Origin of the sequence: Burkholderia sp. AU33545 (assembly GCF_020419685.1) — a bacterium.
GTDB lineage: Bacteria > Pseudomonadota > Gammaproteobacteria > Burkholderiales > Burkholderiaceae > Burkholderia > Burkholderia diffusa.
The window spans coordinates 57,395-79,721 of record NZ_JAIZRQ010000010.1 but is presented as its reverse complement, the minus strand read 5'-3'; the positions used below and the strand labels follow the sequence as shown (position 1 = coordinate 79,721).

Below are 22,327 nucleotides of genomic sequence, written 5' to 3'. Positions count from 1 at the left end.
TAATACAACCCAACGGACTGGTCCCACCGACTCCTCCTGAATGCGGGTAATACAAAATGCGGACATCTGCCTTCTGGGGAAGGCTACTTCCGCTTATGGTTGACAGGCGTCCGTCACATCCGGCGGGCAGCGGCCATCAAGAGTCACTGCTCTTTTCGCCCTCAATGGCCAATCAGCGCCGCGTTCCGGCCGTTCGGCGCTCAACGTAACCCCTCCCCGAGACACGAGGAGTTGCCGGTTTTGACACATTGGTCGACGTAACCTGTCAGCTTGCCGGATTGCGTGCCATGACGATCCACGCCGCGCCGTTGATCATCACCGACCGGTCGCCGGGGAGGCCCGCGAAGGCGGCACGAACCGCGGCCGAGGCGCGGGCGCGGATGTCGTCGGGCTGATCGGCGAGCGCACGCGAGAGCGGGCCGACCTCAAGCGTCATCTTCACTGCGTCGTCGATCGCAGCGTCCCGCGTTTCGCCCTCGCCGAATGGGACGACCGCGTCGAAGGGCGAGATAGCGATATCGGTAAAGCCGGCCGTCGTCAGGATGCGTGCCACGCGCTCCCGGTCGCCGAACGAAAACGGGCCGGGCGCTTCGGGATCGGGCAGCGCACTCGGCGGGAGGATGCCCTTGAGCGCGCCCACCGGCAGGCGCATCCAATCGTTCTCAGCCGCACCGCGCCAGCAGACGAAGGCGACCCGGCCGCCCGGCCGGAGTGCGCGTCGCATATGGGCGAACGCCGCTGTCGGATCGTCGAAGAACATCACGCCGAAACGCGAGAACAGGATATCGAACGCGCCCTCGGGCAGCTCTGCGCTGCTGGCGTCGGCCACCTGAAACAGGGCCGGCGTATCGTGTCGCGCAAGCGCGCGCGCTCGATCGATCAGCAGTTCGGATATGTCCACGCCCAGTACTTGGCCCCCCGCGCCGACGCGGGCTGCCAGAGCCAGAGTCGACGCGCCCGCGCCGCAGCCGATGTCTAGCACGCGCTCGCCCGTCGCGGGCGCGGCGGCTTCGATCGCGGCCTGGCCGAACACCGCCACCAGAGCGTCGAGCCGGGCCTGGTTGGCGACCCAGCGCTCTCCGCTTTGACCATTCCAGTCACCCACCTGATCCGCACTTTGCTTTGCCATGTCATCTCCTTGACTCGACGATCCACCCATCACCGCGTCGATCTACGCCAACCTTTTCGAAGGCGGCGACGACAAGAGAAGGGAATCTGTGCTCTCAAACCACCATCGACTGCTGGGCGAAGATGCCCGCCATCGCGCCCTGCGAGGATGCCTGGGTAACCGATGGCAAGAAGGGCGTGGCGAGGTCGCCAGCGGCGTAGATGCCGGGCATGCTGGTTTGGCGGCGCTCGTCAACCTTGAGAACGATGCCGGTGGGCGTATCCACCGTGGCGAGGCCCAGTGATTCATGCAGGCTTGCCGACGGCTTGTTGCGCGGATTGGCGAACAGGACGTCGACCGCCACGTTGCGAGCGGTATCGAGATTGACGGTGGTGATATGGCCTTTCTGATGGGCGACCTCGATGATCCGGCCATCGACGAGAGGTATGTTGCGGCGCGCCAGATCGGCCTGAATATCGGACGCAATGTCATGCCCATCGGCGAAGACAGTCAACTTGTCAGTCCAATCGCGGAACAACTTGGCAGACTGGTACGACTGCGGGCTGGACCAGACGAGGCCCCAATGCTGGCCGGCAACTTCAAAGCCGTCGCAATAGGGGCAGGGCACGATGGACGTGCCCCAGCTTTCGGCAAAGCCCGGAACTTCAGGCATCTGGTCGGCGACGCCATAGCTCAGGATCAAGCGGCGCGCCCTCAGGCTTTTGTGATCGTCAGTGACGACGCAGAAATCGTCGATGGCACCAGACACGCTCTCGGCCCGGGCATTGACGAGACTGATCGTCGGATAGCGCGCCAGTTGCTGCCGCGCCTCGACCAGGATGTCCAGCGGCGGCTTGTGATCGTGGCCAAGCAGGCCATGCGAGTGGCCTGCAAAGCGGTTGCGCGGCCGGCCGGTATCGAGAACCGTGACCTTGCGGCGAGCACGGCCAAGCTGCAGGGCGGCGGCGAGGCCGGCAAAGCTGCCACCGATAATGATGACGTCATTCATGGTGATGGGCTCCGTGTTGTGGAGGGAGGGTGGGCCGAGCGTGGTGTGCAATATCGTCCGGCAATACGCGCTTGAGACGGTCAGCGAGCAGGGCTTCGGCATTGGCGAAAAAGTTGCCCATGCTGTATTGGCCGGCTCGACAATGCCGCTCGATATCGCCGGGCGGCCCGGGGAAACCTGATCTGGACAACCGGTTCAAACCTGCCCTTGACGTGCACATTGCGATACCACATGGTATCCTAATGCGCGAATTTGAATACTGTCAAGTACTGGAATTGTCGTGACCGAAAACAGCCACGGCCGGCGCGGCCGGCCCGCCAACGAGGCGCTTCGCCAAACGATTGTCGACGCCGCCTGCGAACTCTTTGTGGAATTGGGGTTTCAAGCGACGACCATGGACAAAGTCGCCCAGCGGGCGAAGATATCCAAGCTCAGCATCTATCGGCACTTCGAGAACAAGGAGGCGCTGTTCAGCGCGGCCATGGTGGCCCGCTGTGATCAGTTTGCACCGCAGGCCCTTTCTGAAGGCGTCGACGGTTCGGCCGAAGATCAGCTCATGGCGGTGGGATCATCCCTGCTTCGCACGCTGTTGAGCCCGGACGTCCGCAGTGTCGAAGCCATGGTTTTGGCCGACATGACGAATCAAAAGTCGTTAAGCAAGCTTCATTACGAAGCCGGGCCCGCCCGTGTCATCGCCCACATCGAGGCCGTGTTGCTTCAGCTGCACGCGAAAGGGATGCTGAACGTACCCGATCCTCTCCGGTCCGCCCGCTTGTTTGCCGCGCTTTTCAAAGGATCCGATCTCCTACTTATCGCACGCTTCGATGAGGCGAGAGCAGAGGACGACAACGAAATCGAATCCTATTGCCGGTCGGCCGTCGCCATGTTCATCGCCGCGCACGGTGGCATCTGAAGGTGCGCTATCGCGGCCGATGAGGAACACGCAGCAATTGCATACGCTGTTCGCCCCGAGCAACGTCTGGATGATGCGTGGACGACTGACGGGCTAGGCTCATTGCCTGAACGCAAAAGCCGCCCGCGCGGGCAGGCAGAGGCCGCTTTACACACGATAGCGGTCGCTACTGCGGCCTGAGTGGAACGACAGAGAAGGGTCGGCAAGCGACGCCCACGGAAATCCACGAAGAACCTTTTTTTTCTTCGACGCGGCGCAATGGCGGCGCCTGTCACTTCAATCAATGCATCTGCGCATACGCGAGTGCAATCGCGCAGATATGGCTCGCGGCGCCCATAGCGATACCCAATTTGCGTCGTCCATCGCTGGAACAGGGAACCGGCACATCGGTGATGAATTTCATTGCGTTCAACACGACGCCTACAAATGTGAACAGAGACAACATGGACTTCTCCTGTCGGTACGATGGCGTCTCCCGGTACCGGCCTACCCGTGTATCGACGCGCCATATTATGCGTGTACGTCGCGACGGTTCAATGTTTCACCCCCTACGAAGAAACATTCTTTGAGCCGTCACACGGACCGCGCTGACGCGGCCATGCGGTCCGATACGCGCTACATGTCCGTAATGCCCCGCCTTCAACTGTGGCGGGGCCGCCGCTTTATCCTGCGACAGGGTGGTCGAGTACGGACGCGAGATCCGCGGCCGCCGGCGTCGGTGTTGCGTGCGCGGTCTGGACGCGCGCGCGACCGATTACCAGGTTGCGCGAGTCAATCGAGATTTGCTCGATACGGCGGCCGCGTGCTGCACGTTCAGGCGAGCTCTCGTAGGGAAAGCCACGGTGCACGTAGTCTTCGAGATCGGGCTCGACGAAGAGGATGTGGTGTGTGCCCTCGTTGGTCAGTGCCACGCACAGCATGTCGAACGGAATCCCCATGAGCTCGCGATCGGCGATCCGATTGAGGATCGTGTCGCGGGCTCGATAATCAGTGACCAGGGCGTCTTTCGGGCCGTGGTGGTTGTCGATTTGGACGATCACCTGCTTGAGATCGGTGTTGACCAGGAACAACCTATATCGGCAGACCGCGAGGTCCCCGTTCACGAGGTAGACGAGATCAGTGTAGTGCGTTGCGTAGTCCATAGCGATGCTCCCATAGCGAAAAAGCCAGCGAAGGTGCTGGCTTTTTCAGGCTATCGAGGCGACAACGAAGTCAAGTCGTGTCGGCAGTTTGCGGACTCGATGGTAGCGTCGCGCGGATGCGGATCACGGTCCGTTGGCTTGTGAGGCCCAACAGTTGCATGACGTCGTCGTTGCTCCGACCGGCGAGCAACAAGCGCCGTGCGAACGTATTCCGTAGCGTACGTGGACTCATATCGGGGAGCCGGACGTCGATCGCAAGGAGTTCGTCCCGAACGATGCGGCCGAGCATCTCGTCGGTCATGGGGCCCCCGGCGCGCGGCGATGGGAATAGCAGTGGGCTGACGGCGGCGGCCGCGCAGTTTCGCCAACGCACAAGCGCCGGTACTGCAAACCCATCGACGTTGACGCGGCGGGCTTCGCGCGGGCCGCGCTTCGGAATCACGAGGTGCGGCCGCGCCGGCGACAGGTCAAGGTTGTCGGCCAGTGCCTGTCGGATCTCCTGTGCGGTGATGCCCGTGGAAAGCAATAGGGCGACGATAGCGCGATTGCGGATCGCGCGTTCGTCGAGTCCATCGAGCGTGGCGACCGACTCCTGCAGGCGGTGATCGTCGGCCTCGAGCAGATACACCGGGACGGGCTCATCCTCCGGCCACATCTGCGTCAGAGTATAGGCGGCCGCAGGATTCGTCTTGCGCACGCCGATGTCGACGAGGTGTCGGCCGAGCCGGTCGAGGAGCTTCTGGTAGCGAAGCCGCGTCGTGGTACCGGGTGTGCACCGGCGGTCCAGGTCAGCAAAGAACGATTCGAGGTGATCCGGGCCGAAGGTGGCCAGCGACCGCTGCGCGGCCGCGAGATGGCGCATGAAACGCTCGAACATGGCTTCGTGCTGGACGATCGACCGGGGCGAGAACGCGCGCCGATCGGCGCCGGCGGCTTCGGTGCGCTGCCACTGCTGATAGGCCTCGGTGGGTGCCGACAGCCAGAGAGTCGGTTCGTCCATTCGATCTTATATACTGGATATTACCTACCCCAAGCATAACGCGAATCTACGATTCGCGCCTTTTGCCAGCAGAAGGGAGGGGCGTACCGCGCCCGTCACTCGGGCGACGCTCGCGTGCACAACCTGGACTCCGGCCAGGTTGCCGCCCACCAACCAATGTGCCGACAGGCCGCTCATGCCGCTGCTTGGGCCCGGTCGAACAGATCGGCCGCCGACAACCGTTCTCGAACGCTCAGATAGACGATCGGAAGTGATGCGTCCGCCAACGTCCAGTCGATCAGGCCGCTCAGATCGACACCCGGCAAGGCCGCTGGGCCGATCCGCGCAAGGGCATCGACGACTGCCGCTTCGTTCCGGCTCTGGAACGCAAGATCCGAAAAGGCTTGTTCGTCGATTTCGAGCAGGACGGACCAGCTCAGGGCGCTCGCCAGTCCAGCCTTCAGATAGCGATCTGCGATCGATGTTGCGATACGGCGCAGGTCTTCCGTGGCGCGCTCTAGCGCGTGCTCAAAAAGCACGGGATCGATTCCCGGGGCAGCCGTCGCAACGGAATCTGGGTTTTCCATAGGGGGAGGGGTGTAAGGGTCACCGGCAGGCGCCTTCAGAGACACCAGCCGCGTTTAGGCACTGTAAATATATCCAGCGTCGTGGCGCAGTTCAAGCCCGGGTGGTGGCGGGCGCGATCTCAAATTGCACGCGGTCCTTGCCTGCGATCCAGGCCGGCCGACGGCCGCGTCCGCTCCACGTGGCGCCGGTCTCGGGATCCCGGTACTTTGCCTGACGCCGTTGCCCCTTCTGCGTTCGACTGGCTCCGAAGATTTCCCGCACGGAAATATCGAAACCACCAACGAGACGTCGGACTTCTGCGAGCGCTGAATTTCGTTCGTTGACTTTTGCAGCGTTGATCTGAGCGTCGAGGGCATCACGTCGTGCGAGCAGAGCTTGATAAGTGGACATCGTTTCTCCTGAGTGGATTACGTAATAGGCAACGACCACGTTATCTGGCCTAGAGGGAAGTCAAGTATTCGCTAGCGCAGCACACGGCGACGCTCATTTAGTCGACGTCACCACCAGAATCAATTGATCATAATCCGGGCGCCAATAACGACACAATGCAATCAATTGTTTCTCGGGGTTGCATTATCGGAGAGCGAATCACAGGTCGAATTCGACGTTTGATACTCGAATCAAACGCCTCCTAAAATTGGTGATCGATGAATAGTCATTGCTATAGTGAGCCGAATGTGCTGAGAAGGCCGGCTGTGCCGGGTCAACGCACTTCTCGCGTTCCGGCCTGCGTCTTCCGCGATCGCGGTTTGAATATTTATCGGGCGGTTCGCATGTACGATTTATGTCGGGGCTGTCCGTTAATCGATCGACGTCCTTGACATTCATTCACACTTGCGCCGACTTCGTGCTATGGAGTTGCGGTAATGTCATGATGGCTTTCGCCCCGCTCATCGTCACATGTCTGCTTCCAGGACGAAAGGTCATGACAGATTTTTCGCCCTCACAAAACGAGTAATATCACCGCGAGCATTACCAGACGCTATCCGAGAGCGCTGAAATATAATTGAAAGGCTACCAATGAACGTGCAGAACCTTGCTGCCGCGTTGCGCGGCGGCTTGAGTGAGCAGGATCGGTTGCTGAAGCTCGATACCCCGCTCAGGCCGAACACCCTGGTGGTGCAACGGGCCGTCGGTCGGGCGACGATCGGCCGCGACTACATCTTCACGCTCGACGTGGTGTCGTCTGACAGCTCGATCGAATTGAAGAAACTCATCGCGCAGCCTGTGACCCTCTGGATCCAGCAGGCAAGCGGCGGATATCGCCCGATCCACGGCTATGTCTATACCGCGCGTAGGCTGGGCGCCGACGGCGGCCTCACGACATACCAGATCACGCTACACGCATGGATGCACGTGCTTAAGTTCCGGCGCGACCAGCGGATCTGGATCGACAAGTCGGTCGAGGACATCGTGTCCGACGTGCTGAACCAGCATCCGGAGGCGCGCGGCCGGTTCCGATTCATGCTTTCACAACCATTGGCAAACCGCTCGTACACGCGTCAGAGCGAAACCGACTGGAACTTCGTGCATCGCCTGCTCGAGAACGAGGGTCTCTACAGCTATTGGGACCAGGCCGACGACGGCAAATCGCACACCCTGGTGATCACGGACAAGCTGGACGCGCTCCCGGCGCTGTCGCCGAAAACGGTGATGTTCTATCGGTCGGGCACGCAAAGCGAGGTCGACGCGCTCACGCAGTGGTCCGGGACGCGCTCCCTGCAAAGCGTTGCGCTGACCACCCGGACCTTCGACTACAAGAATCCGGCCGCTCGTTCAAATCCAAAGGGCACGTCGGTGCCGGCCACCGGAAACCAGGGCGCATTGCCGAGCCAGCTGGAAGTCTACGAATACACCGGCGCGTACACGTATCTGGAGCAGCAGCGAGGCGACAGGCTGTCCCGCATCCGTATGGAGGAATGGGAGTCGCGCGCGAAGCGGTTCCACGGAGTTGGCGGGGTCCGTGGGCTCGATGCCGGCCGGCGTTTCGAGCTGGGCGATCACCCGGCGCACGACGGCGATAGCGTCGAACAGCGCGAGTTCGCGACGATCGCCGTGTCGTGGTGGATCGAGAACAACCTGCCTGTCACCCCCGCGTCGAATTTCCCGCACAGCCTGCACCGGGACTTGGCCGAGGCGCGTGCGAGCAGATCGGATAGCGCATCGTTCGAGGTGCCGCACGCGGACGGGTGCGTCGGCTACTTTCTCGTCGAAGTCGAAGCCCAGCGCGTGACCGTGCCATACCGCAGTCCATTCGAGCATGAAAAGCCGAAGATGCACTTGGAGACGGCACTCGTCGTCGGGCCGTCGGGCGAGGAGGTGCACACCGACGAACTGAATCGGATCCGCATCCAGTTCGTCTGGGATCGCGTGAACCCGGGCGATCAGGGGGCATCGTGCTGGGTGCGCGTCGTACAGGCGGACACCGGTGGCGGCTATGGGAGCGTGCACATTCCGCGAATCGGCGAAGAAGTGCTTGTCGATCACGTCGGCGGCGATTGCGACCGGCCGCTCGTCATGGGCCGTGTGTATAACGGCGCGGCCAAGCCGCAATGGCACAGCGATGGAATTCTGTCGGGCTATCGATCGAAAGAATATTCGGGCGCCGGATTCAACCAGCTGGTGATGGACGATGCCACCGGGCAAAGCCGTGCCCAGCTGATGAGCAGTACCGGCAACAGCATCCTGCACCTAGGCTATCTGATCAACCAGCAGGGCAACACGCGCGGTGCATACCTTGGCACCGGCTTCGACCTGCGCACGGATGCGTATGGTGCGGTGCGCGCGACGAGTGGCCTCTATGTGACCACGTATCCGAAATCGGCGACGAGCCAGCCGCTCGACGTGCGCGAGGCGCAACAGCAACTCGTCAACGCGGAGGGCTTGCTCGAATCGATGTCAGAGCTTGCCGAGCAGCACCAGGCGGACTCGCTCAAGACCGGCCACGATGCCATGCGCGCGTTCACCGACGCGACCGAGAGCAGCGTGTCCGGTGAGGCGTCGGGCGGGCGTACCGCGGGCGGGGGCACGGGGTCGGCGAACGCGTTCAAGGAGCCCGTGATGCTGTTCGGCAGTCCGGCCGGGATCGGCCTGTCGACGCAGCAATCTGCTCACTTGATCGCGGATATGCACGCGAACCTGGTGAGCGGGCAGAGCACGCACATCGCCGCCGGCAAGTCGTTGATCGCCAGCATCGCGGACAAGATCAGCCTGTTCGTTCAGAACGCGGGCATGAAGCTCTTCGCCGCGAAAGGGAAGGTCGAGATTCAGGCTCACAAAGCCGACATCGAGATCGTGGCGCAGAAGTCGGTCAAGGTGCTGTCGGCAACGGACAAGATTGAGGTTGCGGCAGAGAAGGAAGTCCTGCTGACGTCAGGTGGAGCCTACATCCGTCTGAAGGGCGGTGACATCGAGATCCATGCACCCGGCAAGATCGAGGTGAAGGGCGCTCAGCACAGCTTCAGCGGGCCGACGAGTCAGGCCTACGCGATGCCGCAGTTCAAGCCGTCGTATCAAGCGCAATACATCCTGAAGAGTCAGGTCGATGGTTCGCCGATGATGCAGCACGCATATGAGCTCCAGCTGCCGTCCGGGCGCACGGTGCTCGGTCATACGAATGATCTGGGCGAGACGATCCCCGTGTTCACGCCATCAGCGCAGACCGTCAACCTGCGCGCGCTCGAACAGGAGAAGGTTGAAACCGAACCGTGGAAATTTGCGGGCGGCGGACAGCCCGACATTTATTCCGATTATGTGAAAGAAGGCGACGCGAACAGCCGCGCGTAAGCCTTCGTCGACGCAAGGAGAAGACCATGGGCGGATCACTTCAGCCGGCAGGTACCTGCGAAACCGTTCAGGAGCGTGTCCCGCAGTATGCAATCTTGCCGCCGGGCGCAAAAGGGTACCTTCAGGAGAAGGTCGAATTCGCACTGAAATTTCCGAGGATTGGGTCGATTCGGTTGTCTGATGGATCTACGGCCACAACTTTTCTCAAACAGATCGTCGTAACGCAAGCGATCAGGGTTGAAGAGCGGATTGCCAAGTTTTGGTGGCGCTACAAGGCAGAAGTAAATTTCGACATGTGGGAGAGCCGTCTCACCCGTGGCGGTGTGCCACCCATTCCATTTCTCAGCGACGAGGCAATGCCTCAACCCGGCGGCAGGCGTCACAGTACGAACCCGTTCCCGCCCGGTCGGAGACCTGGCGCTCTGCGTCGACCCGACGTCGTTGTGGTAGAGCGTCCGATGGATCGGTGGCCCGGCCGTGGTGTCATCGACCGCGAAGGCGGCCCTCACGTTGATAATCTGTTGCGCCTTGTGGAGATCAAGTTTCCTGGTGACGATTGGGGCCCGGGTCAGGAGGCTGACTATCAACTGATCGCCGGCGAATTCAAAGAGCGCATGTCCGTCATCGACGTCAGCGATTGCAATGGAGAACTCGAAAAGGTTCGGCAACGCGTGCTCAAAGATGTACCGATGCGGGAAACGGAGCAGCAGAAGAAGCGTGAGCGCGTGCCTATCCGGACAGTTGAGCCTATCCCTCATCCCGTCTGGTACGAGGACTGGTGGAACTGGGTCGAACGTCATGGGGAAGAAGCCGGCGAAGCGGTCGGAGAAGGCGCGGCGGCGTTGTGGGACGCGACGAAGCGTGGATATGCCTACGTTTCTGAAGAAACCAGCCGGTTCCTGCATGAACATGCGCCGTGGCTGTTCACTGCAGGCCGTTGGGTTCTCAACAAGGCAACAGAAACATGGGAGTGGTTTGACGAACAGGGCCGCAGAATCGCCGCGTATACGGCCGCACAACTGAAGGCCGGTTGGGAAGCACTCAAGCGAGAAGCGGACCTGACATGGGAAACCCTCAAGGCTATCGATTGGGGGCAGGTCGGCATAACGATTGTGAAGGCGCTGGTCGTCATCGTGATCGTGGTCGCAGCCGTCGCGATCGCAATCGTGATCGCCGAGGCATTGCTGGCGATTTTGGCGGCGCTCGTGGCCATTATTGCTGCCGGGGCTGAGGCGGTGGCGGCACTTGCTGCGCTACTCGGAATCACCACGGCAGAAGCAGCGGCGTCGGTGGCGATTGCCCCCGCTCTGGCGGCGGGCTAACCGGTATCATATGAACCACCTCACTCAGGACAAGCAAAGATGACGGATCAGAGCGCGAAACCGATTCTCACACCCGCACAAGCGCTTTCGCGTTATCACGAACATCTGCACCTACACCTCGACGGCGAGCGGATGGGTTTGCTGCCGGGCGTAATTGGCACCGTTTTTTTTGATGGCGGCTCGCGCCCCGATGGCCGGCAAGCGATTCTCGACTGCTTCGACCGTTTCGATGCGCTTTTTGGTTCGCACTTGCGTGGTGGGAAAGACACGGACACCGGCAAGTTTTCGAAGCGAAATGCCGCGGGAGTCGAAAAGATCCGTCGGGCGATTCAGGACACACCGTCGTATCTGTCCGTTAGCGTGATTCGATCGAGCGCTACCGATCAGGACACTGCTGCGGAATATAACGTGCAAGTCCTCACGAGCATGGCGAATCCCGAGGACTACGTCTCGCCTCAAGGTTGGACTGCGCCCAAAGGGCAGGAGTCCGGATTGTCGATGCTGAAATTCAACGTCCCGATGGCTCTCGTTACGACCGCAGACGGCCTTGCTCTGTACGAGGGTTTCCTTCGCTTTGTGTGCGAGCGATTGAATGTTCATGGCGGCTACGGCGGCCTGGCGCCAATCTTGCCGTTCAGCTACCACCGGTATATGCCACAGGAATGGGCACTGGCAGAACGCTTCAGTGGCCTGGACATCGATAGCACGGCACATTTGCTGGCGCGTGAATACGATCCATCGTCGTACGAAGGTGAGTCGACGTCTACCATGACAGCGTTCTATCCGGGGCTGCACCCGGGCGCCAAGGTCGCCCGATGGGGTTTCATCAAAGGCGTGAACTGGTACACGATCCTAGGCGAGCTGTTCATTGAGCGGCTCGGCGGCGAAGCGGAGGTGCGGAAACAGCTGAATCGTTCGGACATCAACATCGAGCGCCTGAACGCGAGCCTGCTCATTCGCGCCGGCGATTTTCCGCGCCTCGGCGCACCGGAGGAAGGTCCTCCCGAGCCGTATGTGTTCGTGAACAGTGTCCTGCGCATCTTGCGCGATCCGAAGCCGGACGCGTTGCATACGTACATTCCAGACTTACCCAGCGCCGACACAAAGAACGCGCGCGCATGGGTTGCTCGCTTCGACCTGCCGGGCGCGCAACCGATTCCGGATCCGCCGACGATCGTGCCGTCCGCGAAAAACGATAGTCCGGGCTATGCAAGCGTGCCGGGTGGGAACGCGTGTCCGGTGGCTGGATGGTGGCAAACGCCGGCCAAGGCCGAGAGCCGGCGATACTTTGAGGCTGGCGAGATCATGCCGGTGATCGAGGGCAGCGCGTGGGGCAAGACGCACTGGAACTGGTCGCCGAACCAAGAGTAACAATTCGGTGCATCTGGCCGCCAATGCTGCGAGACTCAGCAGAACTCGCGCGCTGTCGTCGGCAGCGTTCCAAGCAGTTCGGAGCGGTCGACAAGCTTGCTCGCGATCAGGTGCCGCACCTTTCCCTCGACCTGCCACACGCCGTAGACAGCGAGCAGCGATGCGCCAAGTACTTCCTTCCGAAACTTCTCCAGCAGACCGGGCCACAGGATCACGTTGACCTGGCCCGTCTCGTCTTCGAGCGTCATGAACAGTACGCCGTTCGCCGTGCCCGGCCGCTGCCGCACCGTGACCAATCCGCACGCGCGCGCGAGCTGGCCGCTGCGCAACGTCGCCAGCTGCTCGGCCGACTGCAGGCGATCGAGCGCGAGGCGATCGCGCAGCAGCGCGAGCGGATGCCGGCCGAGCGTGAAGCCCATCGCGCGATAGTCAGTCACGATCTCTTTGCCTTCGGACGCTTGAGGCAGCGCCGGGACGGCATCGTCGCGCTCGGTGCCGCGCAGCAGATCTCGGTCAGGCACGGCAGCGGCCGCGAGCCAAAGCGCCGCACGTCGGTTGCCGCCGGCGAGTGAGCGAAGGGCGTTCGCACGCGCGAGCACCTGCAGGTCGTGACGATCGAGCTGCGCCCGACGCGCGAGATCCGCGACGTCGGCAAACGGCCGCGCAGCGCGTGCGAGCTCGATGCGGCCGGCGACGACCTCGCGCATGCCGCGCAACAGCGAGAATCCGAGGCGCACGGGCGCCGACGTCGTCGGCCCTTCGATTGCCGAATCCCATGTGCTGACGTTGACGTCGACGGGCAGCACCTCAACGCCGCGGCGCCGCGCGTCCTGCAGCAGCTGCGACGGCGTGTAGAAGCCCATCGGCTGGCTATTGAGCAGGGCGGTCAGGAACACGGCCGGTTCGTGTCGACGCAGCCACGCGCTCGAGTAGACGAGCAGCGCGAAGCTGGCCGCGTGGCTCTCCGGGAAACCGTATTCGCCGAAGCCCTTGATCTGCGCGAAGATCGATTCGGCGAACTCGCGGTCGTAGCCGCGTTCGAGCATGCCGTTCACCAGACGCTCGTGGTAAGGCTCCAGTCCGCCCTTGCGCTTCCATGCCGCCATCGCGCGGCGCAGCTGGTCGGCTTCGCCGGCGGAGAAGCCGGCGGCCAGCATCGCGACCTGCATCACCTGCTCCTGGAAGATCGGCACGCCGAGCGTGCGCGCCAGTGCCTTCTCCATGCCTTCCGACGGAAAGGTGACGCGCTCCAGTCCTTGGCGCCGGCGCAGAAACGGATGCACCATCCCGCCTTGCACCGGGCCCGGCCGCACGATCGCGACTTCGATCACCAGGTCGTAGAAGCACTGTGGCCGCAGGCGTGGCAGCATCGACATCTGCGCGCGCGATTCCACCTGGAACACGCCCATGCTGTCGCCGTCGCACAGCATGTCGTAGGTCGCCTTGTCCTCGGCCGGGATGTCCTGCAGTTCGAACGTATCGCCGCGTTTCTCCGAGATCATGTCGAGCGCGCGGCGCACCATCGACAGCATGCCGAGCGCCAGGACGTCGATCTTCAGGATGCCGAGCGCCTCGATGTCGTCCTTGTCCCATTGGATGATCGAGCGATCCTCCATCGCTGCGTTCTCGACCGGTACGAGGCGCGTGAGCTTGCCGCGGCTGATCACGAAGCCGCCCGAGTGCTGTGACAGGTGCCGTGGGTAGCCGAGCAGCTGCGCGGCAAACGCGGCCCACTGCTGGTTGAGTGGCGCTTCGGGATCGAGGCCGGCCTCGGCAAACCTCTGCAGCAGATCGGTGCGTGAGTCGAACCAGTGATGCTGCTTCGCCACGCGATCGACGATCGCCGGATCGACGCCGAGCGCCTTGCCGGCTTCCCGCAGCGCGCTGCGCGGCCGGTACGTCGTGACGGCGGCCGTCAGCGCTGCGCGATCGCGTCCGTACTTGCGGTAGATGTACTGCATGACCTCTTCGCGACGCTGATGCTCGAAATCGACGTCGATGTCCGGCGGCTCATTGCGTTCCTTGCTGATGAACCGTTCGAACAGCATCGACTGCCGCGACGGGTCGACCTCGGTCACCCCGAGGCAGTAGCAGACCGACGAGTTCGCGGCGGAGCCGCGGCCCTGGCACAGGATGCCTTGCTCGCGTGCGAACTGGACGATGTCGTACACCGTGAGGAAATACGCCTCGTAGTTCAGATCCGCGATCAGCTGCAATTCGTGTTCGATCTGCGCCTGCACGTCGACCGGGATGCCAGCAGGAAAACGCTGGCGCGCGCCGATATAGGTCTGTTCGCGCAGATAGGTCGCCGGGTCGGTACCAGCCGGCACCAGTTCGTCCGGATACTCGTACTTGAGGTTGTCGAGCGAGAACGTGCAGCGCCGCGCGACGCGCACGGTTTCCTCGAGCGCGCCGGCCGGATAGAGGTTGGCGAGCCGCAGCCGCGATCGGAGATGCCGCTCCGCGTTCGGAGCGAGCTCGTACCCGCACTCGGACACCGGCCGGCCGACCCGGATCCCGGTCAACACGTCCTGCAGCGGCTTGCGCGATCGAAACTGCATGAGCGGCCAGCTGGTGGCCACCACCGGCACGACGTGGCGCGCAGCGACGCGTTCGACCACGCCGCGGTGGATGTCGTCCATCGCGCGGGCGTGCAACGTCAGCGCGACCCATGCGCGCTCGCCGAACACGCGCGCGATCCATTCGACCTGGGCGTCGAGCCGCTGCTCGTTGGCCGGGAAGTCGGGCGACAGGATCGCGATGCAGTCGGGCAGGCCGCGGAGGTGGGTGTACGGCGCTTCCGGGTGCTCGATATCGAGCGGCGCCAGCCGGTACGTGCCTTTCTTGCCGCGCATGCGACCGAGCGAGATGAATTCGCAGAGGTTGCCGTAACCGTCCCGATTCATCGCGAGTGCAGTGAAGGCGAGCGCGGGCGCGCCGTCCGCGGCCGTCAGCCGAAAGTGCGAGCCGATGATCAGCGGCATGTTCGCGGCCTTCGCTTCGACGTGCGCGCGCACGACGCCCGCGAGCGAGCATTCGTCGGTGATCGCGATCGCGCTGTAGCCGAGCTGCGCCGCGCGCGCGACGTATTCCTCGGCGCGTGACGCACCGTGCAGGAACGAAAAATCGGAGGCGACTTGAAGTTCCGCGTAGGCGGGCAAGGCGCCGAAACTGCCGGCGTCCATGACAGATCAGCCGAACAGGCCGTGCAGGAAGAAGCGCGCTTCGCTTTCGTCGCTGGCTGTCGGCCGCTCCTTGTAGATCCAATAGCAGATGCCGTTATCGTCCTCGGCGACGAAGTAGTCGCGCGTCACGGTCTGCCCGTCCTGCCAGCCGCCTTCGATGCGCTCGCCGGGCGATACCATGCGCAGCGGCGTGCCGTAGAACGGTCGATGCTGGCGCGTGAGCAGCGGCACGGGCTTGGCAAGCAGCCAGGCAGGGCGAGGCAAATCCGCCGGCAACGGTGCGGGTTTCGGCGCGTCGCGCATCGGCACCCATCTGGCGGCCGGCTCAGGACGGTAGTCGGCCATGGGAGCCGGGACGAGCACGTTCTCGGCGCCGAGCCGCGCAGTCAGCAGTTCGAGCAGCCGCGCGTGATCCTGCGGCGTTCCGCCGGGCTCCGGAAACAGCGAGTCGCTCGGCGCGGCCGCCTCCTGCACGCTGCGTGCGACCAGGCGCACCGCAATCACGGGGCCGGCGAGCTCGACGTGGCCGAGCCGTTCCTTGACGAGCCGCGTCAGGTGTTCCTCGAAGCGAGTGGGCGCGCCCAACGCGATTTCGATCTCGGTCGGCGCGATCGCCTCACGGCCGCGCTCGTGCTCGAGCAGCAGGGCGAACGCGGCGACGTCCAACTGCTTCGCGGTGAGCCAGCCGGTCAGCTGCAGGATCAGCCGGCGCGCGACGAACAGTAGCGCCTCGGCGTGCTCGACACTATCCATCAGTTCGACGCGTGTGTCGAACGACGGCGGCATTTCGATCCAGTCGTATGCCGTCGGCGCGGTGCCGGCGACCTGGTCGAGCCAGTCGAGCAGCTGCGTGCCGCAGCGCTTTTTCAGCCCGGCGCGCGGCAAGCGCTGCAGATCGGCGAGTGTTTCGCAGCCGAGATCCTCAAACCAATTCGCGTAGCGCCGGGCGGCCGGCGCAACGACGAGCGGCACGCGCGCAAGCGCGCGGCGCAGCGATCGTTGGGACAGCGCTAGTCCGCCGCGCAGGCCGCGGGCGACCATCCACGCGGCCGGGCCCGACGACGCGACGGATACCGCCGCCGTGACGCCGAACGATGCGACGACGTCGCGCACGCGCTGGCGCAGCGCGCGGATGCCGTGGAATAGGCGCCGACTGGCCGTCACGTCGAGCACCACCACGGCTTCCTCGGCGTCGACGACGCTCGGGGTGAACTGCAGGAGCGCATAGGCCACGCCGAGCACGAGCTCGCGCTCGCGCGTGGCGTCACGCTCGCGGATCTGCGCGTCCGGCGCGAGGGACAGCACGCCACCGCGGCGCATGCCGGCGACCACGCCGAGCGCACGCGAGGCGCGATCGAGCTCCACGACGCGACCGCCCTCGAGCACGACGAGCCCGCGCGCATCGTCAGGCGACGGCGCCGGCGATTGCGGCCGGAACACTTCGAGGTTGAGGTGCGGCAGATGCACGCCGATCCAGACTTGCATGGCGGTTCAACAAAATCGGCGAAGGGGACAAGGGAACGAACAACGGCGTATCGCGTGCCGCCCCGCGGCGCTTCACGAACGTGACGTCGATGCCGTCGCGCTTCGGCGCAAGCGCGAGCCGCAACGGTGCCGGTGACGCGTCGCGCGCGGCGGCCGCCGGCCGGAAGAGATAGAACAGCGCCTGGCCGCTCTGCGCGGCAAGATTGAGCCGCCGCAATGCGTCCGCACGGACATGCGGCTGCCAGAGCAGGACAGCCGCGCATGTGCCGGCGCGCAGCGCCTGTTCGGCGGCCCACAGTGCGTCGGCCGTGCGCGGCGCCGGCAACGTCACGAAGCCGGACGGATCGATACCCCAATACGCGAGCGCCAGCGGTTGCAGCGCATGCGGCGGCTGGATCAGCATGATCGGGTTGCCGGCCGCGCGCGCAAGCACGGGCGCCAGCAGCCGGAGCTCGCCGATACCGGGCTGCGGCGCGAGCAGTTCGACCAGCGCGCCGGCTGGCCAGCCACCGCCCGGCAGTTCGGCCGTCAGTTCCGGATGGCCCGTATCGATGCCGCGCACGCTTGAGCGGGCCAGTTGGCTGACACGCCAGAGAGCGGGGTGAATGGCTTCAGGATGGGCGAGGGCGGGACGCATGGGGTCGGTTACGCAAACACTGTACGTTTATACAGTATATGCCAGAGATAACCGCCCCTCCAACCCCCGCGTTTACGCGGCCAGCTGGTGCTCGTAGTAGGGCCGCTCGCGATCGGCGAGGATCTCGCGCAGCTGCGCGCGCCGGCTTGGATTCGGTGCGAGCCAAGCGTCCACGTTAGAGGATTTAATGGGGACGATACACCGGTCGTGGCCAGCTGCCGCCACTTCCGGTGGTGGGTCGTCGGTGATCGCCGCGAACGACCATAAGTCGTCGCCGCCCGGGATCTCGGTGCGCGTCCACAGGCAGGCGACCTGCATGGGCTTCGGGGGTGTCGGGTCGAAGCGGAGCACGACCTTCTTGCCATCGCGGTCGACGTTTTCGAAAAACGCGTCGACCAGAATCAGGCCGTGCGTGAAGCCGAATACCTTGCGCCACGCCGTGCGGAGCGCGTCGGCGCGGGCATTATATGTACCATTTTTGATGCGCTCATCCGCCTCCGTCCAGCCGGGTAGGCGGCATCTATATCGCATTGGCACGACGAGGCGCTTGCCGTCGAGTTCGATCAGCACGGGCGCGTACCAGCCCGGGAAGATCCGCGCGTCGCTTTCTTTCAGCTTACGCCGGCGGAGATCGTCGAGGCCGCGCTGCGCCGCGGCGATTTTGTCGGTGGAGATCCGGACCTCCTCGTTGGCGGACTTCGTGACCTTTACCTGCAGCTTGCGTTCCGCCGCCGCGAGCCGTGCTCGCTGCGCGAAAAGTTCGGCCTCGAGCTCGGCCGTGCGGCGTTGCTGATAGTCCGCGATCGCGGTCGTGATGTCGTCGCTGACAGGTGCCTCGAGGAAAGCCGCGTCGAGCGCCTTCGGAATCCGGATGTTCGTGGCCGCCGCGCGCGCAAAATACAGCCGGCGGAACGTCTCGATGTCCATGTCGGCGCCGTACCGCCGCACGTACTCACGATAGTTGGCTTGGATCTTGGCTGAGTAGCACATCGTCGCCCCATGAAAGCCGTTGCAGACGAGCGTACCGCAACTTGCGATCCGGGCAAAAGACATGGAGTGAGGAATCTCTGTGATCGCCCCCCCAACAGGCCGCCAGCTAAACATCTTCACCGGGCCACCACGGTTTCGGCGCACGCTCGATCAAGTAGTCGTCGAGATTCTTGCCTTCCAGCCATTTCGGTCGCGGCCCAAATCCCGACCATTGCTTACCCGAAGAGGGGTCGTAGTACTTCGCTTGCGCCCGCGGTTTGCGCGCTTTCCGGAAGCCAGCCGCGCGTAGCAGTTCATCTTCGGTGATGCCGTAGAGCGCAACGCGCTCCTGAACACCTGCCAAAAACGCCCGCTTCTCGTCCTTCTTCACGTCTGCGAGTCGAATGCTCAATTCGCGGAGCTGAGCCTGTAGGTCTTGTAGTTCAGTTGTCACGATCGTTGTCGAGTTATTGCAACAGGATGGTAATGGATAGTCAGCGCCGCGCCGAATTTTCCGAGGTTGCGTTGTAGGACAGCGTGGTAGGCTCGAAAAAGAGCCCGCACGGTTTTCTCTCTGAACGATTTCGATTTCCATCCTGTTCAGAGAGCCATCATGCCCAACGTCCCAAAACGAGCCGCCGTTCTGTCGCCCGGCCAGATCCGTCATCTGATTCGCGTAACTGAAGCGACAAGCAGGCATCCGGCGCGCGATGCCGCGATCCTGCTGCTCGGCCTAAGCGTCAGCATGCGAATCACTGAGGTCGCGCAAATTACGGTCGCGGATGTCATGTTTCGCAGTGGTGCGCTTCGCACTGAAGTTTCTCTTCGCTCGGCGATTACCAAGGGCTGCCGCCAGCGCGCCATGTATTTCACGGCTCGAACGCTGGTCGATGCGCTCGAGCGGTATCTGGCATTCCGAGTCACGCACGAGCTCGGCACCACGCTGGACAAATCTCGCTTTCGCGGTCTGATCCCTGACCTTCCGTTGATCCTGAGCCGCAAGGGATATCCGTATTCTCTGAATCGTAAAAAGCGCTTCTCGGCCGACGGACAGCTGATGGACTACTGGGCGGCGGATTCACTTAAATCCTATGTGACGAGCCTCTACAAAGCGGCTGACATCAAGGCCTCCAGCCACAGCGGGCGACGTACCTTTGCGACCAGATTACTCGGTCGTGGCGCGACAATCGAGCAGGTCCAGCTGCTGCTCGGCCATGAATCGATTGATGACACCCGGCGCTATATTGATGTGGATCGAGAGGTGCTCAGCCGCCTCTTGGAGGAGGCGATTTGACTGTCGGAGCAAAGTCCGGCTGCCGCGCGAATGCCTCTGGCACTCGCCTCACTGGAGCCATTCAGGATTGGCCTCGCCTAGGCGATAACTTGACATGCATGCGGAGCGCTCCCCCTCGCCCTACGTAGATCCAAAGTAGATACATTTTTCTTGATGTATCGAGGTACTGTTTCTACAATGGATCAACATTCGGAGAGACACGATGGAACTCAAAATTCAGAAATGGGGCAACAGTGCGGCGGTGCGACTCCCCGCCGTGTTACTCGAGCAGATGCACGCCTCGGTCGGCGGCTCCCTAAACGCCGACGTGCGGCCGGACGGCGTATTACTGACCCCCGCGCGCCGTAAGTACGCACTGGACGATCTGGTCGCTCAGTGCGACGCGAGCGCGCCTTTCCCGGCGGACATGGCTGCATGGGGTGAGATCAAGCCGGTAGGTCGTGAAGCATGGTGAGGCGGGTCAAGTTTGATCGGGGCGACATTGTTCGCGTGAGCCTGAACCCGACCATTGGCCGCGAGCAGCAGGGCGATTTTCGTCCTGCGCTCGTGCTGTCTCCCGCCGCATTCAATGCATTGGGGGTGGCGCTCGTTGCGCCGATCACGCAGGGTGGGGAGTTTGCGCGCTTCGCAGGATTCGCCGTGCCGCTCTCAGGCTCGGGCACCGAGACGCAGGGCGTGGCCTTGGTGAACATGGTCCGGATGCTCGATCTGGACGCGCGGGGTGCACGCAAGATCGAGCGGGCTCCGGCCGAGGTGGTCGACGATGCGCTGGCTCGGTTGCAAACGACAATCGAGTAGGAAAACAGGAGGCAGCAATGTTCAAGTGGCTCTATGAATTGACACACACGCCGCAAGAGGTTTGTGAGCGCTACGGACACGTCGAAGGCAGCGTCATGGAAACGTCCGGGAACGGTCAGTTCTGGACCTGCGACCGTTGCGGTTTCAACGGTCACACACCCGAATGGCGTTGAAGTTCCATCCGTCGGAAAACTGCAATAGATTCTAAGTAGCGTTGAACTAGACAAGGCGTCGTCGGAGCATTCGATCTGCCGATGCGGCCGGTCCTCCGCGCTCTTGGCCACTAACCGATAACCAGACTGATATAGAGGAACAGCGCGTTGATCACAATCAATACCGAAAAGCAGCTCGTTCGCGTGGACGACTGGGCCTCGATTATTGAGCGGGCCGGCTTCACCGACAACCTTGATCCCAAACAACACGAACTGAAGGCTATCATCGGGCGCTACGCTTTCAAGGACAAGCTGCGGTGCGGACTGGCGAGCTGTCACACCCCCCACAACCGTGGATATATTGTCGTTACCCAGAGTGGCCTGGAAACGAACATTGGAAAGGACTGCGGAAAGAAGCACTTCGGCGTTGACTTCAACGACATGTCCCGTCAGTTCGAGCGGGACGTAACTGAGAAGGAGAACCGCGAGGCGCTCTGGAGTTTCCACTTCAGTCTCGACGAAGTGTTGCAGCGAATCGACTCTGTTCGGGGAGGCGATCGTGGTGCCGACTGGGTGTACAAGCGGTCGCGTCCGCTTCTCGAACTCAACAAGGGATGTCCGGGGGAGATCGTCCGACGCGTCATTGAAATGGTCAAGACGGGGGCGAGTATCGTTACGATTTCACGAGAGGCCACCAAGGACGAGGTGAATGCTGAAGAGGCACGACTCGGGCGGGGACTGCCGCGTCCCCACTACGTGGATGAGCCGGTGGGACAGATTACGAATCTGCAAGTGCTTTACCGGGAGAATGACCTCAGGGAGATCCTCGTGCTGGACCTGGAAGAGAAGTGCAAGGAGCTGGCCGACCTTGACATCGACGCGATGACGTACCAGCAATTGTCTGATTGGGTGAAGTGGGTTGGCACTGTGGAGGAGAAGCTGCAACGCGCCCAGGATGTTGTGACGTCCGGGCGCAGGTTGCTTAGCGTCGAGCACTTGTCCTGCCTTTCGCACCTTGTGTCGAGTGGTGAGGATGTGCGAATGTTCAGTGATTACCTCACGACTCTCGCGTGACTATCGTTGGCGCGCGCGGATTTCGTATATCCCGCATCCGTCCACTAGGAGAACATGATGAACCTCGGAGCGATCACGATCCGCTGCCCGCATTGCGGACGCCCGGCGCTGTCCAGCGCGAGCAAAGGAATGTGGTGCGGTCACTGCAAGAACGGCACTGTTCGATAGGAAAATGCCGGCCGCGCCGGGGAGGGCAAGTGATATGAATGCGAGCGAGACGTTCGACAAGCTACGCGCGCTTATCGACCAGGCATGCCGCGAGTGCTCGTTTGGCATCGCGATCCGAGGTGCCGAGGCGCATGGAATGGTCGGCGGGCAAGGCAACAATCGTTGGAGCTTAGATTACGACTTCGAGCTCCTCGACGCTACCGGTGCCAAGGTTGCGCTGAACTATCACTCGTACGATCAGAGCAAGGCATTTTCGATCCGGCCCGACATGAACGAGTTCGAGCTGACACTGACGGATGCGAACGGCGTTACCACCAGGCAACACAGCAACGAATACGAAGGGTAGG

23 protein-coding genes and 1 pseudogene are annotated in these 22,327 nt (G+C 62.7%); 12 read left to right on the top strand and 12 right to left on the bottom strand.

What is annotated here, in order from left to right; genetic code table 11:
* Positions 1–265: 265 nt before the first annotated feature.
* Together LGM71_RS29485 and LGM71_RS29480 are read right to left on the bottom strand one after the other, a co-directional pair.
* Positions 266–1,129: a class I SAM-dependent methyltransferase gene (locus tag LGM71_RS29485; RefSeq protein ID WP_226117892.1), complete on the bottom strand. Its 864-nt coding sequence runs from the start codon at positions 1,127–1,129 to the stop codon at positions 266–268.
* Between the two features lie 94 nt (positions 1,130–1,223).
* Entirely contained in the window at positions 1,224–2,117 is an 894-nt protein-coding gene (locus LGM71_RS29480; protein ID WP_226117890.1) for an NAD(P)/FAD-dependent oxidoreductase, read from the bottom strand.
* On the opposite strand from LGM71_RS29480, the gene LGM71_RS29475 reads away from it, so the two are divergent.
* The 3 genes and pseudogenes from LGM71_RS29475 to LGM71_RS29465 form a co-directional block, all read left to right on the top strand.
* Positions 2,116–2,298 (top strand): hypothetical protein, encoded by a 183-nt coding sequence (locus tag LGM71_RS29475; RefSeq protein ID WP_226117888.1) that lies wholly within the window; start codon positions 2,116–2,118, stop codon positions 2,296–2,298. The two genes, LGM71_RS29480 and LGM71_RS29475, sit on opposite strands and share 2 nt — an antisense overlap.
* Before the next feature lie 99 nt (positions 2,299–2,397).
* Positions 2,398–3,030: a TetR/AcrR family transcriptional regulator gene (locus LGM71_RS29470; RefSeq protein WP_226117886.1), complete on the top strand. Its 633-nt coding sequence runs from the start codon at positions 2,398–2,400 to the stop codon at positions 3,028–3,030.
* Positions 3,018–3,127, top strand: a pseudogene (locus tag LGM71_RS29465) (IS5/IS1182 family transposase); the annotation flags it as partial. The gene LGM71_RS29470 and the pseudogene LGM71_RS29465, both read left to right, overlap by 13 nt.
* Before the next feature lie 183 nt (positions 3,128–3,310).
* On the opposite strand, the gene LGM71_RS29460 reads toward LGM71_RS29465, so the two are convergent.
* From LGM71_RS29460 to LGM71_RS29440, 5 genes are all read right to left on the bottom strand, one after another.
* Complete coding sequence (locus LGM71_RS29460; protein WP_226117876.1) at positions 3,311–3,475, bottom strand: hypothetical protein; 165 nt, start codon at positions 3,473–3,475, stop codon at positions 3,311–3,313.
* Between the two features lie 217 nt (positions 3,476–3,692).
* On the bottom strand, positions 3,693–4,172 hold the full coding sequence (locus LGM71_RS29455; protein WP_226117874.1) for a hypothetical protein: 480 nt from the start codon (positions 4,170–4,172) through the stop codon (positions 3,693–3,695).
* 70 nt (positions 4,173–4,242) lie between these two features.
* Positions 4,243–5,172: a tyrosine-type recombinase/integrase gene (locus LGM71_RS29450; protein WP_226117871.1), complete on the bottom strand. Its 930-nt coding sequence runs from the start codon at positions 5,170–5,172 to the stop codon at positions 4,243–4,245.
* Positions 5,173–5,345: 173 nt separating this feature from the next.
* On the bottom strand, positions 5,346–5,738 hold the full coding sequence (locus tag LGM71_RS29445) for a DUF2471 family protein (RefSeq protein WP_226117869.1): 393 nt from the start codon (positions 5,736–5,738) through the stop codon (positions 5,346–5,348).
* A gap of 91 nt (positions 5,739–5,829) precedes the next feature.
* On the bottom strand, positions 5,830–6,129 hold the full coding sequence (locus tag LGM71_RS29440) for an H-NS family nucleoid-associated regulatory protein (RefSeq protein WP_226117867.1): 300 nt from the start codon (positions 6,127–6,129) through the stop codon (positions 5,830–5,832).
* Between the two features lie 630 nt (positions 6,130–6,759).
* On the opposite strand from LGM71_RS29440, the gene LGM71_RS29435 reads away from it, so the two are divergent.
* From LGM71_RS29435 to LGM71_RS29425, 3 genes are read left to right on the top strand one after another with little or no spacing between them, the layout of a single operon-like run.
* Positions 6,760–9,525 carry a type VI secretion system Vgr family protein gene (locus tag LGM71_RS29435; RefSeq protein ID WP_226117865.1) on the top strand — a complete coding sequence of 922 codons (2,766 nt, stop codon included), beginning with the start codon at positions 6,760–6,762 and terminating at the stop codon, positions 9,523–9,525.
* A gap of 26 nt (positions 9,526–9,551) precedes the next feature.
* Positions 9,552–10,847, top strand: a complete 1,296-nt coding sequence (locus tag LGM71_RS29430; protein WP_226117864.1) for a VRR-NUC domain-containing protein — start codon at positions 9,552–9,554, stop codon at positions 10,845–10,847.
* Between the two features lie 39 nt (positions 10,848–10,886).
* Positions 10,887–12,218: a type VI immunity family protein gene (locus tag LGM71_RS29425; RefSeq protein ID WP_226117862.1), complete on the top strand. Its 1,332-nt coding sequence runs from the start codon at positions 10,887–10,889 to the stop codon at positions 12,216–12,218.
* A gap of 35 nt (positions 12,219–12,253) precedes the next feature.
* Here the strand turns inward: LGM71_RS29425 and LGM71_RS29420 are convergent, their stop codons facing one another.
* The 5 genes from LGM71_RS29420 to LGM71_RS29400 form a co-directional block, all read right to left on the bottom strand.
* Positions 12,254–15,403, bottom strand: coding sequence for an error-prone DNA polymerase (locus tag LGM71_RS29420; protein WP_226117860.1), 3,150 nt, complete (start codon positions 15,401–15,403; stop codon positions 12,254–12,256).
* A gap of 6 nt (positions 15,404–15,409) precedes the next feature.
* Positions 15,410–16,888 (bottom strand): Y-family DNA polymerase, encoded by a 1,479-nt coding sequence (locus LGM71_RS29415; protein WP_226117858.1) that lies wholly within the window; start codon positions 16,886–16,888, stop codon positions 15,410–15,412.
* Complete coding sequence (imuA, locus tag LGM71_RS29410; RefSeq protein WP_226117856.1) at positions 16,809–17,525, bottom strand: translesion DNA synthesis-associated protein ImuA; 717 nt, start codon at positions 17,523–17,525, stop codon at positions 16,809–16,811. Before imuA ends, LGM71_RS29415 begins: the two co-directional genes overlap by 80 nt.
* A gap of 72 nt (positions 17,526–17,597) precedes the next feature.
* Positions 17,598–18,515: an SOS response-associated peptidase family protein gene (locus tag LGM71_RS29405; RefSeq protein WP_226118139.1), complete on the bottom strand. Its 918-nt coding sequence runs from the start codon at positions 18,513–18,515 to the stop codon at positions 17,598–17,600.
* 106 nt (positions 18,516–18,621) lie between these two features.
* Positions 18,622–18,948, bottom strand: a complete 327-nt coding sequence (locus LGM71_RS29400) for an H-NS family nucleoid-associated regulatory protein (protein WP_226117854.1) — start codon at positions 18,946–18,948, stop codon at positions 18,622–18,624.
* Positions 18,949–19,107: 159 nt separating this feature from the next.
* Between LGM71_RS29400 and LGM71_RS29395 the strand changes: the two genes are divergently transcribed.
* The 6 genes from LGM71_RS29395 (at position 19,108) to LGM71_RS29370 (ending at position 22,326) form a co-directional block, all read left to right on the top strand.
* Positions 19,108–19,788 (top strand): tyrosine-type recombinase/integrase, encoded by a 681-nt coding sequence (locus tag LGM71_RS29395; protein WP_226117852.1) that lies wholly within the window; start codon positions 19,108–19,110, stop codon positions 19,786–19,788.
* Between the two features lie 202 nt (positions 19,789–19,990).
* Entirely contained in the window at positions 19,991–20,242 is a 252-nt protein-coding gene (locus tag LGM71_RS29390) for an AbrB/MazE/SpoVT family DNA-binding domain-containing protein (RefSeq protein ID WP_226117850.1), read from the top strand.
* A complete protein-coding gene (locus LGM71_RS29385) occupies positions 20,236–20,586 on the top strand; it encodes a type II toxin-antitoxin system ChpB family toxin (RefSeq protein WP_226117848.1) in 351 nt (116 codons plus the stop codon). The genes LGM71_RS29390 and LGM71_RS29385 overlap by 7 nt, the downstream gene beginning before the upstream one ends.
* 17 nt (positions 20,587–20,603) lie before the next feature.
* Positions 20,604–20,759 carry a hypothetical protein gene (locus LGM71_RS29380; RefSeq protein ID WP_012367340.1) on the top strand — a complete coding sequence of 52 codons (156 nt, stop codon included), beginning with the start codon at positions 20,604–20,606 and terminating at the stop codon, positions 20,757–20,759.
* Between the two features lie 147 nt (positions 20,760–20,906).
* A complete protein-coding gene (locus tag LGM71_RS29375; RefSeq protein ID WP_226117846.1) occupies positions 20,907–21,812 on the top strand; it encodes a hypothetical protein in 906 nt (301 codons plus the stop codon).
* Positions 21,813–21,984: 172 nt separating this feature from the next.
* Positions 21,985–22,326 carry a hypothetical protein gene (locus LGM71_RS29370; protein WP_226117844.1) on the top strand — a complete coding sequence of 114 codons (342 nt, stop codon included), beginning with the start codon at positions 21,985–21,987 and terminating at the stop codon, positions 22,324–22,326.
* The last annotated feature ends 1 nt before the right edge of the window (position 22,327 follow it).